General features: G+C 55.4%; 14 protein-coding genes and 1 other RNA gene. 6 read left to right on the plus strand and 9 right to left on the minus strand.

Going from position 1 to position 15140, the window contains the following annotated elements:
- Positions 1-50 precede the first annotated feature (50 nt).
- On the plus strand, positions 51-914 hold the full coding sequence (gene rsmI, locus INF73_RS04725) for a 16S rRNA (cytidine(1402)-2'-O)-methyltransferase (protein WP_088204352.1): 864 nt from the start codon (positions 51-53) through the stop codon (positions 912-914).
- Between the two features lie 64 nt (positions 915-978).
- Here rsmI and INF73_RS04730 read toward each other — a convergent pair whose 3' ends face one another.
- The 8 genes from INF73_RS04730 to kbaZ form a co-directional block, all read right to left on the minus strand.
- Positions 979-2868, minus strand: coding sequence for an enterotoxin (locus INF73_RS04730; protein WP_193547285.1), 1890 nt, complete (start codon positions 2866-2868; stop codon positions 979-981).
- A 19-nt stretch (positions 2869-2887) separates the two neighbouring features.
- The gene (gene kbaY, locus INF73_RS04735) at positions 2888-3760 is read right to left on the minus strand and encodes a tagatose-bisphosphate aldolase subunit KbaY (RefSeq protein WP_136484926.1); all 873 of its coding nucleotides are present in this window, start codon (positions 3758-3760) and stop codon (positions 2888-2890) included.
- Between the two features lie 12 nt (positions 3761-3772).
- Positions 3773-4918 carry an SIS domain-containing protein gene (locus INF73_RS04740; RefSeq protein ID WP_193541623.1) on the minus strand — a complete coding sequence of 382 codons (1146 nt, stop codon included), beginning with the start codon at positions 4916-4918 and terminating at the stop codon, positions 3773-3775.
- A gap of 276 nt (positions 4919-5194) precedes the next feature.
- The gene (gene agaF, locus INF73_RS04745) at positions 5195-5629 is read right to left on the minus strand and encodes a PTS galactosamine/N-acetylgalactosamine transporter subunit IIA (protein WP_047367065.1); all 435 of its coding nucleotides are present in this window, start codon (positions 5627-5629) and stop codon (positions 5195-5197) included.
- Between the two features lie 16 nt (positions 5630-5645).
- Complete coding sequence (gene agaE / locus INF73_RS04750) at positions 5646-6524, minus strand: PTS N-acetylgalactosamine transporter subunit IID (protein WP_045260092.1); 879 nt, start codon at positions 6522-6524, stop codon at positions 5646-5648.
- Entirely contained in the window at positions 6514-7293 is a 780-nt protein-coding gene (gene agaW, locus INF73_RS04755; RefSeq protein ID WP_193052657.1) for a PTS N-acetylgalactosamine transporter subunit IIC, read from the minus strand. The genes agaE and agaW overlap by 11 nt, the downstream gene beginning before the upstream one ends.
- 10 nt (positions 7294-7303) lie before the next feature.
- Positions 7304-7777 carry a PTS N-acetylgalactosamine transporter subunit IIB gene (gene agaV / locus INF73_RS04760; RefSeq protein WP_193541625.1) on the minus strand — a complete coding sequence of 158 codons (474 nt, stop codon included), beginning with the start codon at positions 7775-7777 and terminating at the stop codon, positions 7304-7306.
- 19 nt (positions 7778-7796) lie between these two features.
- Positions 7797-9104 carry a tagatose-bisphosphate aldolase subunit KbaZ gene (kbaZ, locus tag INF73_RS04765; RefSeq protein ID WP_069732655.1) on the minus strand — a complete coding sequence of 436 codons (1308 nt, stop codon included), beginning with the start codon at positions 9102-9104 and terminating at the stop codon, positions 7797-7799.
- 239 nt (positions 9105-9343) lie between these two features.
- Here kbaZ and INF73_RS04770 point away from each other — a divergent pair, with 239 nt between their 5' ends.
- A complete protein-coding gene (locus INF73_RS04770) occupies positions 9344-10147 on the plus strand; it encodes a DeoR family transcriptional regulator (RefSeq protein ID WP_193541627.1) in 804 nt (267 codons plus the stop codon).
- 47 nt (positions 10148-10194) lie between these two features.
- Here INF73_RS04770 and garD read toward each other — a convergent pair whose 3' ends face one another.
- The gene (gene garD, locus INF73_RS04775; protein ID WP_193541629.1) at positions 10195-11766 is read right to left on the minus strand and encodes a galactarate dehydratase; all 1572 of its coding nucleotides are present in this window, start codon (positions 11764-11766) and stop codon (positions 10195-10197) included.
- Between the two features lie 358 nt (positions 11767-12124).
- Here garD and garL point away from each other — a divergent pair, with 358 nt between their 5' ends.
- The 4 genes from garL to INF73_RS04795 all read left to right on the plus strand — a co-directional run.
- Positions 12125-12895 carry a 2-dehydro-3-deoxyglucarate aldolase gene (gene garL, locus INF73_RS04780; RefSeq protein WP_028014520.1) on the plus strand — a complete coding sequence of 257 codons (771 nt, stop codon included), beginning with the start codon at positions 12125-12127 and terminating at the stop codon, positions 12893-12895.
- A gap of 21 nt (positions 12896-12916) precedes the next feature.
- On the plus strand, positions 12917-13807 hold the full coding sequence (gene garR, locus INF73_RS04785) for a 2-hydroxy-3-oxopropionate reductase (protein ID WP_100170926.1): 891 nt from the start codon (positions 12917-12919) through the stop codon (positions 13805-13807).
- A 59-nt stretch (positions 13808-13866) separates the two neighbouring features.
- Positions 13867-14243, plus strand: an RNA gene (rnpB, locus tag INF73_RS04790) — RNase P RNA component class A.
- 566 nt (positions 14244-14809) lie between these two features.
- On the plus strand, positions 14810-15140 hold a 331-nt coding region (locus INF73_RS04795), incomplete at its 3' end, for a PAAR domain-containing protein (RefSeq protein ID WP_193541631.1).

A 15140-nucleotide genomic window follows, 5' to 3' on the forward strand; every position in this document is an offset into this window, starting at 1 on the left:
GATTTTTTTTACGCAATGCTCAATATTAAATCGGCAATACGGACGAAACAATGAAACAACACGAAACGGCAGATAATTCTCAAGGCCAGCTTTATATTGTACCTACTCCTATCGGGAATTTGTCTGATATTACCCAACGTGCGCTGAACGTATTGCAAGCTGTTGATTTAATTGCCGCTGAAGACACCCGACACACCGGTTTACTGCTGCAACATTTCGCGATTAACGCCCGTTTGTTTGCCCTGCACGATCACAATGAGCAACAAAAAGCCGAAACGCTGGTGGCGAAGCTCAAAGAGGGGCAGAACATCGCGCTGGTCTCTGACGCCGGGACGCCGCTGATTAACGATCCTGGCTACCATCTGGTGCGCACCTGTCGCGAAGCCGGGATTCGCGTTGTGCCACTGCCGGGGCCGTGCGCCGCGATTGCTGCATTGAGCGCCGCAGGTTTGCCGTCTGACCGTTTCTGCTATGAAGGCTTCCTCCCTGCCAAATCCAAAGGCCGTCGCGATGTATTAAAGGAACTGGAAGCCGAGCCGCGTACCCTGATCTTCTACGAATCCACTCACCGCCTGCTGGAAAGCCTGGAAGATATGGTCACCGTCTGGGGCGAATCCCGCTACGTGGTGCTGGCGCGTGAGCTGACCAAAACCTGGGAAACTATTCACGGCGCGCCAGTCGGTGAACTGCTGGCGTGGGTGAAGGAAGACGAAAACCGCCGCAAAGGCGAAATGGTGCTGATTGTCGAAGGGCATAAGGCGGAAGAGGATGCCCTGCCTGCTGATGCGCTGCGCACGCTGGCCTTGCTGCAGGCCGAACTGCCGCTGAAGAAAGCGGCGGCATTAGCAGCAGAGATTCACGGCGTGAAGAAAAATGCGCTGTATAAGTATGCGCTGGAGCAGCAGGGGGAGTAATTTCTGATACTGTTTTGCCGGGTGGCGGCTGCGCCTTACCCGGCCTACAGATTTATTTACTCTTCTATTTCCCAGGCATCGCCTCAAATACCAGCGTTTCCAGCGGCTGCAGCGTAATCACCACCGCGTTTTTGTACTCCTCAGGTACGGTTGAATTACTGCCGTACACCGCTTTGAGACTAAACTTCGCCGTGTCTCCCGTGGGTATTTCGAATTCTTTCGCTAAATCAAGATAGTAGCTTTGCGGCTTGTCCGAGGGGTTACGCAAGCCGAGTATGGCTTTCTCTTTACTCCACGAAGCCCAGCCGTAAACCTGCAGCGCCGTCGGGTCTCCGCCAATCCAGTGCGTATCCACCAGCACGCTGGCATTGTCACGCGACCATTTTGCGGCCTGCGCCAGTGTATCCCACTTCGCCTTGTTCAGCATTGAAGGGGTGATATACAGTTCCTGCAACTGGGTGCCGGTGGCGAAGTAGCTCCAGACCTGATCGGCAAAATCACTGTCCGTTTGCACCTTCTCCAGCCCGTAATAGGCATTCTCAGCGCTGACGATGCCGTGATACATCAGCGAGTTCAGCGGAAACAGCGGGCCTTTGCGCACAATGGAGCGGTACGTTTCGGCATCGCGGTAGGTCATCCACTGCTGCACCGGCGTGCCGGGACCGTACAGGTTGATGTCATCACCCTGACGCCAGATGGAATCCGCATAGAACAGCCAGGACGGACTGGCGTCGGTGCCGGTCGTCAGGTTGATAAACAGATTCGGGTTGGCGCTGCGCATGTTATGCAGCAGAGCGATGGAGGCGTCAAAATCCGAGGCGAACGGGCTACCCGGGATATGCGCGTTGGCATTACCCATCCCGTCCAGCTTGAACGAGGTAATGTGCTCGTTTTTGATAAGCTTAACGATCTGCTCATTGAAGTTTTTAAAGTAGTTAGGCCCTGACAGGGCCAGCTTCCCGTCGACGGTTTCGAACCCATACTCTTTTGCATGCGAGACGCGAATGTCGCGCGGTTTGTTGTAGCCTCCCCACGGTGAGAGCCACAGTCCGACCGAGCTGTGCAGGCTGTCGGCTTTTTCCCGTACCTTGCCAAAACCGTTGCCGAATGCCGGGCCAAACAGCCAGCGCCCGGTCAGGTCGTCCCAGCCATCGTCCAGCAGGAAGGCGTCCAGCGCCACGCCGCGTCCGGCGATAAATTCCTTATTCCATTCATCCATCCGCCCCAGCACGTCCTGTTCGGAATAGGGGGTAAAAAAGCCAATATCCATCCAGCTGTTGTAGTGCAGGTAAGGCTTATACGGACGCGGACGCACGGTATTAATAAACTGGTTTACGCTGCGGCGCAGCTGGCTGGTTTCCGGGAAAGTGCCGAAATACGTGGTATAGCTGACCGGCGTTGCGGGCTGAATCGGCGTTTTTAACTCTACGTTGAGGTTGGTCGTCGCTTCATAGGCGTAGGTGTTAACGATGGGCTTGTCCGGGAGAATAAAGAACGAGTCCGCGACAATCGGCGAGCTGTTGATCGCCCCGTCAACGTAAGGTGCCTGCGTCTGCTTTTTCGTCGGGAAGAAGGTGATTTTTGCGATGTCACGCGGCTGGCCTACCGCCGCGAGGGTGTAATCGATGCTGGCGTATTTATCTTTCACCAGGTTGAGCTTTACCGTCACGTTAAAATCCGGACGCGAAAAGTCGATGACAATGGCGCTGTCCTGCTTTTCGACGTGCTTGATTTTGAAATCAGAGTTGTTGATTTTTGTTTTGTTCGGCAGCGTCAGAAAGAACAGTTCCTGCGGGGTGATGGGGTGGTTGGCCTTTTTGTCAGTTACCACCACCGTTGAATTGGCGTCATCAAAGGACAGGGCAATCTTGTCGTTAGTGAGCGTGTAGTTCGCTGCCATCGCGCCATGGGAAACGCACAGGGCAAGCATTGAGAGGGTGAGCACTTTTTTCATTAAAGTAAGATCCTCTTAGTTATGCTTCTGCCGGAAGACGCAGACGGTTAGCCGAACCGCAAACGGCGATCTTGCTTCGGACCACCTCTTTCATGGCGTCCATCCCAACGCGCATGTAGAAGCGCGGATCGTTGCCCTGCGGGTTCTCGGCAAACCAGGCTTTGACCGCATCAGAGAAGGCGATTTTCAACTCGGTTGCGACATTAACTTTGCACACGCCCAGTTCAATAGTGCGGCGCACATCATCATCCGGAACATCGCTCGCACCGTGCAGCACCAGCGGAACCGCTACCACCTCGCGGATCTCAGCCAGGCGCTGGAAGTCAATTTTGGGGCGTTTGGTATAGAGGCCGTGCGCGGTGCCGATGGCAACGGCGAGGCTGTCCACGCCGGTCAGTTCAACGAAGCGTTTCGCCTCCTGCGGGTCGGTCAGGAATGCGCTTTCGGCGTCGACGCTCATGTCATCTTCAATACCCCCCAGACGGCCCAGTTCCGCCTCAACGCTACAGTCGTTGAGGTGGCAAAAATCGACCACCGATTTCACCAGCTTCACGTTTTCTTCAAAGGGATAGTGGCTACCGTCGATCATTGCGCTGCGTACGCCGGCATGTACCTTGCGACGAATGTCATCCAGCGATTCGTGATGATCGAGATGCAGCGCCAGCGGCATGTCGTAGCTGAGGGAGTATGCGCTGCACAGAGCGTAGATCTCCTCCAGCGCAATGTGTTTAAAAGTACCCGGCGTCCCGGCGAGGATCACCGGCGATCGCATTTCGCTGCACACTTCGAGGATCGCCTGGATCGTCTCGGCGTTATGGATGTTAAAGGCCGGAACGGCATAGCCCTTTGTCTGCGCGTCCTGCAGAAGATATTTGGTCGAAATAATACTCATAATACGATCCTCTTAAGCCTGCCACGGATGAATAACCACGCCCTGTACCACACGGTTGACCGTTCCGCTGGCGGATGGTGTGTCCGGCGTGTTGCCAACATGCAGAGACTGGGTTAGCGCAAAGACCTGGGCATAGATCAGGAAGCAGAACGCCTGTTCTATATCGCTAAACGGACGGGAAGGCGGCAGCAGGATATGCGGCCCCGCTTCAATGGCCGGATCGTTTTCGGCGGCGATGGCGACAACGCGCATGGCCTGACGATCGCGGCGCAGTTCGGCCAGCAGATCCAGATCGTACTGACGCGTATACGGATGGCTGGAGATAAACACCACCACCAGCGTTTCGTTATCCACCAGTGACTTAGGCCCGTGACGAAAGCCCGTTGGTGAATCGTAGAATGCCGCCAGCTTGCCCGCGGTCAGCTCCAGCACCTTCAGCGCAGACTCGCGCGCCGCGCCCTGCAGACCGCCGCTTCCCAGATACACAACGCGTTTCCACGGTTCGTTGCCAAAGACGCCCTCGCTGAAATCCCCGAGCGAGGTGAGGAGCGCCTGGCAGCGATCGGCTACGTCCCGGAAGCTTTGGCTGCCGATCGTCTCTGGTGCGAATACGGCCAGACAGCTCGCCATCATGGTGGTAATGCTGCTGGTCATCGCGAACCCGCGATCGTGCGTTTCGGCTGGCATCAGCAGGGCAAAGGCGTTATCGCTCTCGACGGCGTTCTGGTACAGGCTTCCCGCCTCGTTGCAGGTGATCGACAGGTGGTAGCACTCGGGCACGAACCGGTTCGCCAGCTCAACGGCGGCAACGCTCTCTGGACTGTTGCCGGAGCGGGCAAAAGAGACCAGCAGCAGAGGGTGTGCCGGGCTGAAGTAATCCATCGGGTTGGTGACCAGATCGGTTGTTGGTATGGCGGAGACGTTTTTACCGGTGTGGCTCGCAAGCCAGGGGGCAATTATCTCGCCAATAAACGCGGAGGTACCCGCGCCGGTGAGGACGATCCGCAGGTCTCGCTTACGCAGCAGCGGCGTCAGGAAACCGTCAATCGAGGTGCGCAGATTATCGATGTTGTTTAGTGAGCGGATCCAGCAGGCAGGCTGCTGGCGGATCTCTTTTTCGGTCCAGGTGCCGGTTGTGGCGGCGGTGGTTTGTTGCATAACTCAGTCCTTAGTCGTGTGAATTCCACATCAGACGCTGGCAAACGTGTCGCTATCTTTCGTTTCGTTTCACTTATTCACATTAGCAGTTAAACAAAATCTATAGGAAAGAAATCGAAAGTTCAATAATGGAAAAGGAATAAAACGAAAAGTGTGATCGTTAAAGGAAAGGGTAAAGCCAAGGAAAGGAAAAGAAAGGCCTTACGATCTGATGCCGTAAGGCCGCCGGGACACGCAATGTAAACTACGAAGGTGAACGCTGTGAAAGTAACCGGATCATATTCCTTCCTCTACGGGGGCTTCCTCGCGACAGCGACCAAGCTCATCCACCAGGCTGGTCAGGCCGCGGTGGCCGCACTCCAGCGCCTGCAGACGAAACGCTTCGCTACTTAATCCGTCACGTTCCAGCACCATTTCCAGCAAAAGCTGCAGGTTGGTGCCGGTAATCACTTCGCTACCCGGTCTTTGCATCGCGAGCGTCGAGGCCACGCGAAACGGCGTGCCGCCGAGAAGGTCGGTGAGGAAAATAATATCCTGCTCTGGGTCCAGCTCACTCACCGCCTGCTCAAGCTGAGCGGTCAGCCTGGCAGTGGTGGAGTTTTCCGGAAAATCGATGGCGATAAACTGCGGCTGCTCGCCAAGGATCTGCCTCATCGCCTGTTCAAGCCCGCTGGCAAAGCCGCCGTGACCCGTCAAAATTATGCCTAACATCGCAACCTCTTTGCTTTTACAGGAAGTGACAGAATTTACCGACAACGCCCAGCAGTACGGTAATACCGATCAGCCGCAGCGGGCTCCAGCCGCGGCGCACCAGCCAGAACATGGTCAGGGTGTAGACCAGCGGCAGGAACGCGGGCATCAGCTTGTCGATCACGTCGGTTTGCAGTTTAACGACCGCATCACCCGCCTTGATTTCAAGCGTCGTATTGAGTCGGACGTAGGTCGCCACCAGCGCGCCGATCACCGTCATCCCGACAATAGAGGCCGCGTGGCCCACCTTTTTGGTGTTGGCTTTGATCAGCGGAATGGCGGCAACGCCCATTCGGTATGCGTAGTGCGCCAGGCCAAAGCGCAGGCCGAGATGCACCACGTTGAACAGCACGATAAAAACTACCGCGCCAAGAATGGAGCCTTGCAGCGCCAGGCTGGCACCAATACCGCCGCAGATGGGTAACAGGGTCAGCCAGAACATGGCGTCACCAATGCCTCCGAGCGGGGCTCCGACCGCAATTTTGGTGCTCTGAATGCTGTTTACATCCTGCTTTGAGCGCTCCATTGCCAGAATAATGCCGATAACGAAGGTCACCAGAAACGGATGGGTGTTAAAGAAGCCCATATGACCTTTCATCGCCCGCGCCAGGTCCCGCTTATTGGTGTGGATCTTTTTCAGCGCGGGCAGCAGCCCGTACAGCCAGCCGGAGGCCTGCATACGCTCATAGTTGAACGAGGCCTGCAGCAGCATGGAGCGCCAGGCCACGCGGTTAATGTCTTTTTTGGTCAGCTCCGCGCCAATGGTCTGGTCTTCATAGACGTTTTCATTCACGCCGCTTAGCAGCGTCTCTTCACTGACAGACGCGCCCGGCAGGGTGGTTTGATTAGATGCCATCTTCAAATTCCTCTTTATGGGCCGCGGGCGCCGTCGGTTCAGGCGATTTACGCAGCAGGTCGATCAGCGCCATCGCCAGCGCCGCTGCGGCAATCGCCAGTACCGGAAGCTTCAGCCAGGCCGCGGCGACAAAACCGATAATGAAATAAGGGATGTAAACGTTTTTCATCATGATCTTCAGCAGCACGGCGAAGCCGATCGCTGGCATGATGCCGCCCGCGACGCCGAGACCGTCAATCAGACGCTCCGGCAGGATAGCAATGGCGGTTTTCGCGTGTTCAGCGCCAAAGTAGATGGGCAGAAACGCGCACAGGAAATAAAAAATGCCGAGCGCCAGCAGCGCCAGATAGTTGACTCGCTCTATGCCGTCGGTGTCCGCGTTGGCCGCCATGCGATCGCAGCGGGACATTACGCCGGACATCACGGAGAAGAGGAAGGTGATACCCATCTGCACCGCCACGGCAAACGGCACCGCGACCCCAACGGCGACATCCGGCTTCACGCCCGTGGTGATGGCAAACGTGGTGCCGACGATGGTGCCGATAATCACGTTTGGCGGCTGCGCGCCCGCCAGCGGCGCCAGACCCATCCAGACCAGCTCTAAGGTACCGCCGGTCAGGATCCCGGTATGCAGATCGCCCAGTATCAGGCCGACCAGAGGACCAAGCACCACCGGGCGGTGCATGTGTGTTAAGCCGTTAAACATATCCAGGCCCGCGATAAAGGCAAGAAGCCCCAGCGCGAAAGCCTGCAACAGACTGATTTCCATTGTGAATCCCTCAAAGCAGTTTAAAGAGATCCAAAGCGGTCTCTGTTGGGACGCCCTGAACAAAGCATTCCATCCCGGCCGCTTTCAGGCCGTTGAACGCAGCGATATCGTTCGCGTCGACAGAGACCGTTTTGGCAATTTGCTGTTTGCCACTGGCGTAGTGCATGTTTCCGACATTGATACGGGTGATGGGCACGCCGCCTTCAACCAGCTTCAGAAAATCGGCGGGTGATTTGCAGACCAGCAGAATTTTCTGACGGTCAGCGGCGCGGTGAATATTGTCGATCACTTTTTGCAGCGACCAGAAACGCACGGCGATCCCTTCCGCGAGCACCATTTCCATCAGGTTTTGTTGAACCGGATCGTCTGCAACCTCGTCATTTGCCACCAGCACCAGGTTTGCCCCCGCAAACCCCACCCACTGCACGCCCACCTGTCCGTGGATCAGGCGTTCATCAATGCGGCATAAGACAATGTTTGGCATAGCGTTTTCCTCTTTTTAATTATGCGTGTGGAGTCGTTACGCCTTCGCAGGCGGCATGGTACTGCTGGAGTATGTCCTGAATGTGGTCAATGATGAGTTCCCGCGGCGTTGACTTGAGAGCGCCCTCGCGAACTTTGCTGTACTGCAACGGCAAATACTGGCTGATAAGCGGCAGCGGAATGGGTTCGTCTGCCAGATTGCGCACCAGTCGTTCAAAGGCATCGTCAATCTGGCTGTCCGGCCAGTAATAGCGTACGCGGTCGGAGTAGCTGTAGCCGCGGGCCAGGCGTCGGGCGTTGCCGTCACCGTGATAGTGGCTTTGCCAGTATTCCGGGCGATCGAGCATCACGTTTTCCAGAACGTGACGCAGGCCCGAGCTGGCTTTCGCCGGGAGCAGTTCTTCTTCAATGGCGGCCAGTGAGAACAGCGCTTCACGCAGGGCAAAGGTCAGGGCAGGGCCGACTTTTAAAATAGCGAAGTGATCGTTCACCAGCTGGCGCAGCGCCTGTTGCGTCTGGTAATCGGTGGAGTGTGCTTCAAATACCAGCGTGTCATAGGCTTCAACCATCTTGCTCAGCGCGACGGCTTTATGTGGCTGATAGTCACAAACGTGCGCATGGTCGAACTCAACGCCGGGCTGAACCACCAGGCCAATAATGCGCGGCCAGATGTCGCTTAACCCTTCCTTCTCGAATGCGTGGCGGTGTGCCTCAAGCGTGGCGCGCGCCGCCTCTGGCGTCGTGACCTCAAGCTCGGTCAGCGTTTCGTGCGCGCCGCCGGGAACCGGAACTTCCGTGCCGATAACGTAGACCAGATCGGCTACACCAAATTGCTCAAGACAGGTTGTTTCGGCAATTTTTGCCAGACGCGCGGCGCGCCCGGCAACGATCGCATCGGTTAAAGGAACCGGATCGTCTTCACAGGACATGCTGCAATCGAGGTGAATTTTTTTAAATCCGGCTGCCACGTAGTGCCTGATCAGATCCTCGGCGTTCGCCATCGCCTGCAAAGCCGGCAGGTTTTGCCAGCGGTTGGGCCCTAAATGATCGCCGCCGAGGATCAACTGTGACGTCGGGAAACCAAGCGAGTCCGCCAACTGGCAGACAAACCCGTGAAAATCAGCGGGCGTCATGCCGGTATAGCCGCCAAACTGATCCACCTGGTTTGAGGTGGCTTCAATCAGCAGTGGCGTTTGGCGTGAATGGGCGTAACGAATGGCAGCTTCAAGTACCAGTGGATGTGCGGAACAGACGGCATAAATCCCGTTTGCATTCCCCCGTTTATGTTGTTCCACCATTTCTGTCAGATGTTTCACTTTCCTCTCCATTTCGGATGGTAATGATTTTTATCTTTCGTTTTGTTTCATTTAATCCTGCATTATGGCGGTGTAAAAATAAAACGAAAGATAATGGTTTTCCGATCTGTTTCACAAAAGAAACACAATGAAAGGTTTCAGCTGTTCACAGGCTTGCGTAAGTCCTCCAGACAGCGCTTGCATTCGCTAAAAAGAAAGGCGTTAATAGACAAAACGAAATGAAATGAAAGTTTATTGATTAAGGATCTCGTATGAGCAGCAGCGATTCATCCGCAGAGAAGCGCATCACCGGCACCAGTGAAAGGCGGGAGCAGATCATTCAGCGGTTGCGGGCGCAGGGAAGCGTGCAGGTTAACGATCTGTCTCATCTGTACGGCGTATCGACGGTGACGATCCGCAACGACTTGGCGTTCCTGGAAAAGCAGGGCATCGCCGTTCGTGCCTACGGCGGGGCGCTAATCTGCGAAGGGAATGCGCCTGGCATCGAGCCTTCCGTTGAGGATAAAAGCTCGCTCAATACGGCGGTGAAGCGCAGCATCGCTCAGGCCGCCGCCGCGCTGGTGAAGCCGGGGCACCGCATTATTCTGGATTCCGGCACCACGACTTTTGAGATCGCTCGTATGCTGCGCCAGCACACGGATGTCATTGCGATGACTAACGGGATGAACGTGGCGAATGCGTTGCTGGAAGCTGAAGGGGTAGAGCTGCTGATGACCGGCGGTCACTTGCGTCGTCAGTCGCAGTCCTTCTACGGCGACCAGGCGGAACAGTCCTTACAGAATTATCACTTTGATCTGCTGTTCCTGGGCGTCGACGCTATCGATCTCGATCGCGGGGTGAGCACGCACAACGAGGATGAAGCACGCCTGAACCGCAAAATGTGCGAGGTGGCAGAGCGTATTATTGTCGTGACCGACTCCAGCAAGTTTAACCGCTCAAGCCTGCATAAAATCATTGATACGCAACGGATTGATATGATTATCGTTGATGAAGGTATTCCGGCGGAGAGTCTGGAAGGATTACGGAAAAGCGGGATTGATGTGGTGCTGGTTTAAGATTTTTTACCCTCTCCCCTATGGGGAGAGGGAAGGCTGAGGGGCCATCACGTCACCGGCGCCGGGTTAAACACCGCCAGCTGGTTATGCAATCCCCACTGGTCAGAGAAAGTTTTCTTCCTCCCGCTCGCTACGTCCAGAATAAACTGGAACAGTTTCCAGCCCACGTCCTCAATACTTTCTTCCCCGGTGGCGATGGTGCCCGCGTTGATATCCATTAAGTCATACCAGCGGTTTGCCAGCTCGGTGCGGGTCGCCATTTTGATCACCGGGACCGCCATCAGCCCGTACGGCGTGCCGCGCCCGGTGGTAAAGACCTGCACTGTAATACCGGAGGCCACCTGCTGGGTGCCGCACACAAAATCGCTGGCAGGTGTTGCCGCATAAATAAGGCCGCGCCTGGTTGGCCGCTGGCCCGGAGAGAGCACTTCCACAATAGCGCTCTGGCCGGATTTGGCAATCGAACCGAGGGCTTTTTCCACCACGTTCGCCAGGCCGCCTTTCTTGTTGCCCGGCGAAGGGTTGGCGCTGCGGTCCGTTTTGCCCATATCAAGATAATTATCGTACCAGGCCATCTCCTCCAGCAGGCGTTTGCCCACCTCTTCGTTGACTGCGCGCGGCGTCAGCAGATGGATGGCGTCACGCACTTCGGTTACCTCGGAGAACATCACCGTGGCGCCGCAGCGAACCAGCAGATCGGACGCATAGCCCACTGCCGGGTTGGCCGTCACGCCGGAAAACGCATCGCTGCCGCCGCATTGTGTTCCCACCACCAGTTCCGACGCCGGACACGTTTCGCGCTGGCGGCGGTTGAGTTTGTCCAGATGATGCTCTGCTACCTGCAAAATATCGTCGACCATTGAACGAAAACCAACGTGGCGTTCGTCCTGCAGGCGCACGATGCTGGCCCCGTCTGCCGGGATGGCTTTGACATCCTCGGTGCCCTGAAGCAGGCGCTCTGGCTGCAATTTTTCACAGCCGAGGCCAATGACCATCACCTCGCCGCCAAAGTTCGGATTCAGGGCGATATTGTGGATAGTACGGATCGGCACGACCGCCGCGGGCGCGTTGATCGCTACGCCGCAGCCGTACAGGTGGTTAAGACCCACTACGCCGTCGACGTTCGGGTACTTTGGCAGCAGATCGCGTTCAATGATTTTCACCACGTAATCCACCACGCCCGCCACGCAGTGCACGCTGGTGGTAATGCCGAGCAGGTTTTTGGTGCCGACGCTACCGTCCGCATTGCGGTAGCCTTCAAAGGTATAGCCCTCCAGCGGCGGCAAAGCTTCAGGAACGCGGGTCGCCAGCGGAAGCGTATTCAGCGGCGGTGCTTCTGGCAGCGCCACCAGCGACTCCTCAATCCAGCTACCCTGCGGAATAGCGCTTACCGCATAGCCGATGACTTCGCCGTAGCGTACGATTTCACCGTGGGCAGGAATATCGACCAACGCGACCTTGTGCCCCTGCGGAATATGCTCAATTAGCTCCAGCCCGTCCAGGAAGCGGGTGCCTGCTTTTAAGCCATTGTCGTTGACAATAATCGCCACGTTATCCGTATCGTGAACCTTAATATAAAACGCCGTCGGGGGTGCCTCTCTAATTGCAATATCGGTCATTATTCACTCTTCTCCGGCAAAGTTTCAGCTATGAAAAATAACTCGTTGGATAATCGTTTTCTTAACGTAGAAATAAAGCATGTCAGGAGAAGAAAAGTGAAAATGTGATCGCGATCGTTTCAGGCGGACTAATCCTTGATTCTGTGCATTAGCGCCCACTGCTTTGTGCATATGCTCAAAATAGCATTGAGATGTAACGCAATACTTGAGCATCAAAACAATGTACTGACGTGTAGAGCCGATTATACTGAATGACGATTTTATAACGCCACCATTCAGTCAGAGAAATAAATATAAAGAATCTGTTCTGGAATAAATATTACTGGCTAAAACTGCGGAATTAAAAAAGGGTTAAGTGATGAATAACGATATCTTCCCGAATAAGTTTAAAGCTGCCCTCGCGGCGCACCAGATTCAGATTGGCTGTTGGTCCGCGCTGGCAAACCCTATCAGCACCGAAGTGTTAGGCCTGGCCGGATTCGACTGGCTGGTGCTGGACGGCGAACACGCGCCGAACGATATCAGCACCTTTATTCCGCAGCTGATGGCGCTGAAAGGTAGCCCCAGCACTCCGGTGGTGCGCGTGCCAACTAACGAGCCGGTGATTATCAAGCGTCTGCTGGATATCGGTTTCTACAATTTCCTGATCCCGTTTGTGGAAACGGAAGAACAGGCGGCGCTGGCCGTGGCCTCAACGCGCTATCCGCCGGAAGGGATCCGCGGCGTCTCGGTATCGCACCGCGCCAACATGTTTGGCACCGTGCCGGACTATTTCGCCCAGTCCAATAGCAACATCACTATTCTGGTTCAGATTGAAAGCCAGCAGGGTGTTGATAACGTCGATGCGATTGCAGCCACAGACGGCGTGGACGGTATCTTCGTCGGTCCAAGCGATCTGGCTGCGGCGTTTGGGCATCTGGGCAACGCCAGCCACCCGGACGTACAGCGCGCAATCCAGCACATCTTTGCCCGCGCCAAAGCGCACGGCAAACCGTGCGGCATTCTGGCGCCGGTTGAAGCCGATGCCCGCCGCTACCTGGAGTGGGGAGCCACGTTCGTTGCCGTCGGCAGCGACCTCGGCGTGTTCCGCTCAGCGACGCAGAAATTAGCGGACGCTTTTAAAAAATAACCATCATTGAGGAAACAGATTATGACGCTGAAAGTGGGTTTTATTGGTCTTGGGATCATGGGTAAACCAATGAGTAAGAACCTGATTAAAGCGGGTTACTCACTGGTGGTATCCGATCACAATCCACAGTCTGTGGCTGAGGTGATGGCGGCGGGCGCGGAAACAGCTACTACCCCTAAAGCCATTGCTGAGCAGTGCGATGTCATCATCACCATGCTGCCAAATTCCCCTCACGTCAAAGAGGTCGCGCTTGGGGAGAACGGCATCATCGAGGGTGCGAAGCCGGGCCTGGTGCTGATTGACATGAGCTCTATCGCCCCGCTCGCAAGCCGTGAAATCAGCGAGGCGTTAAAAGCGAAGGGCGTAGAGATGCTGGATGCGCCCGTCAGCGGCGGCGAGCCGAAAGCCATCGACGGTACCCTGTCGGTGATGGTGGGCGGCGATAAGGCCGTGTTCGACAAAAACTATGACCTGATGAAAGCGATGGCGGGCTCCGTAGTGCATACCGGAGACATTGGTGCGGGCAACGTTACCAAGCTCGCGAACCAGGTGATTGTGGCGCTGAACATTGCCGCCATGTCTGAAGCGCTGACGCTGGCAACGAAGGCGGGCGTCAATCCGGACCTGGTTTATCAGGCAATCCGTGGCGGTCTGGCGGGCAGTACGGTGCTGGATGCCAAAGCGCCGATGGTGATGGATCGTAATTTCAAACCCGGTTTCCGCATTGACCTGCACATCAAAGATCTGGCGAACGCACTGGATACGTCCCACGGCGTGGGTGCACAGCTGCCGCTGACCGCTGCGGTTATGGAGATGATGCAGGCGCTGCGTGCGGATGGCCTGGGCACGGCCGATCACAGCGCGATTGCGTGCTACTACGAAAAACTGGCGAAGGTGGAAGTGGCGCGTTAATAGCATCTAGCCCGCACCCGAGGGTGACAGCGGCGCGCAAACCCTCTATACTGCGCGCCGAAGCTGACCAGACAGTCGCCGCTTCGTCGTCGTCCCTTTCGGGGGAGACGGGCGGAGGGGAGGAAAGTCCGGGCTCCATAGGGCAGGGTGCCAGGTAACGCCTGGGGGGGAAACCCACGACCAGTGCAACAGAGAGCAAACCGCCGATGGCCCGCGCAAGCGGGATCAGGTAAGGGTGAAAGGGTGCGGTAAGAGCGCACCGCGCGGCTGGTAACAGTCCGTGGCACGGTAAACTCCACCCGGAGCAAGGCCAAATAGGGGTTCACATGGTACGGCCCGTACTGAACCCGGGTAGGCTGCTTGAGCCAGTGAGCGATTGCTGGCCTAGATGAATGACTGTCCACGACAGAACCCGGCTTATCGGTCAGCTTCAACTCATTCCAAAACAATACGTTGGTGTATCTCAGGCGCTCAGAAGCAGAAATGGGATACACCAACGGTTGCAATGTCCCAAAATGCTCCGCAGCAACGATAGTTATTATGGCTACAAAGTTTATATAAACTATTATCCGCCCCCACTCGTTTCAGGCTCCTGAAAAAGCGCGCCATTGCATTATTCACACTCCTATGTCAGGAGCGAGCGAGTGGCAGATGTGAGAGCTGACAAAATTGATCAGCTTCACGTTGATGAATATATCTCAGGATCTCTTTGGTCGATAGCCCTTCGCCAGTTCTTCTGGTGACATCCTGGGCGACGTTTTGAACGCTCCGAAGGGTTATTCCAACAGTATTTACATGTTGACCTTCATTACCAGGTCGAAGAAATGTCCTTACAGTATAACCTTCGATGTATAGCTGCATGAATAAAAGGAATCAACTCATTCATTGAATATATAAAATGGATTAATGTTTCATTTTTATAAGGATAATATTACATTGAGTGAACGCTATTTATATAATAAATATCAAACGAGCATTGATGCGCTTTAGACAGAGGGAATTATGGCTAAGGGATATATCCTTCATTTGTACGACCTTACCACTTGTGGCGGTCGTGTACTGGAAGGGGCGCCAAATAGAAGAACCAATGGGACTTCAGTTGCCCGAATGGGTGACCGGGTAACATGCGGTAAAGATGGCAATATTTACCGCATCGTCGGTGGCATTGGATGGATTAAAACGGATGGTCGCCTTGTTGCTGGCAGTCTGGACAGTTTCAGCAGTTGTCCCTGTAATGCAAAAATCATCCCGCAGATAACCGTTCAAACTTATGAATCACGCAGCGAATCCAGAACGTCGGCACCGATAACGGTAACCACACCGCCGACAATTT

It is taken from the genome of Enterobacter cloacae complex sp. P6RS (assembly GCF_014982245.1).
Taxonomy (GTDB): domain Bacteria; phylum Pseudomonadota; class Gammaproteobacteria; order Enterobacterales; family Enterobacteriaceae; genus Enterobacter; species Enterobacter bugandensis.

Excerpts from the sequence above, each read along its gene's own strand:
- rsmI (WP_088204352.1), top strand. The coding sequence starts at position 51 with ATGAAACAACACGAAACGGCAGATAATTCTCAAGGCCAGCTTTATATT.
- INF73_RS04730 (WP_193547285.1), bottom strand. The coding sequence starts at position 2,868 with ATGAAAAAAGTGCTCACCCTCTCAATGCTTGCCCTGTGCGTTTCCCAT.
- kbaY (WP_136484926.1), bottom strand. The coding sequence starts at position 3,760 with ATGAGTATTATTTCGACCAAATATCTTCTGCAGGACGCGCAGACAAAG.
- INF73_RS04740 (WP_193541623.1), bottom strand. The coding sequence starts at position 4,918 with ATGCAACAAACCACCGCCGCCACAACCGGCACCTGGACCGAAAAAGAG.
- agaF (WP_047367065.1), bottom strand. The coding sequence starts at position 5,629 with ATGTTAGGCATAATTTTGACGGGTCACGGCGGCTTTGCCAGCGGGCTT.
- agaE (WP_045260092.1), bottom strand. The coding sequence starts at position 6,524 with ATGGCATCTAATCAAACCACCCTGCCGGGCGCGTCTGTCAGTGAAGAG.
- agaW (WP_193052657.1), bottom strand. The coding sequence starts at position 7,293 with ATGGAAATCAGTCTGTTGCAGGCTTTCGCGCTGGGGCTTCTTGCCTTT.
- agaV (WP_193541625.1), bottom strand. The coding sequence starts at position 7,777 with ATGCCAAACATTGTCTTATGCCGCATTGATGAACGCCTGATCCACGGA.
- kbaZ (WP_069732655.1), bottom strand. The coding sequence starts at position 9,104 with ATGGAGAGGAAAGTGAAACATCTGACAGAAATGGTGGAACAACATAAA.
- INF73_RS04770 (WP_193541627.1), top strand. The coding sequence starts at position 9,344 with ATGAGCAGCAGCGATTCATCCGCAGAGAAGCGCATCACCGGCACCAGT.
- garD (WP_193541629.1), bottom strand. The coding sequence starts at position 11,766 with ATGACCGATATTGCAATTAGAGAGGCACCCCCGACGGCGTTTTATATT.
- garL (WP_028014520.1), top strand. The coding sequence starts at position 12,125 with ATGAATAACGATATCTTCCCGAATAAGTTTAAAGCTGCCCTCGCGGCG.
- garR (WP_100170926.1), top strand. The coding sequence starts at position 12,917 with ATGACGCTGAAAGTGGGTTTTATTGGTCTTGGGATCATGGGTAAACCA.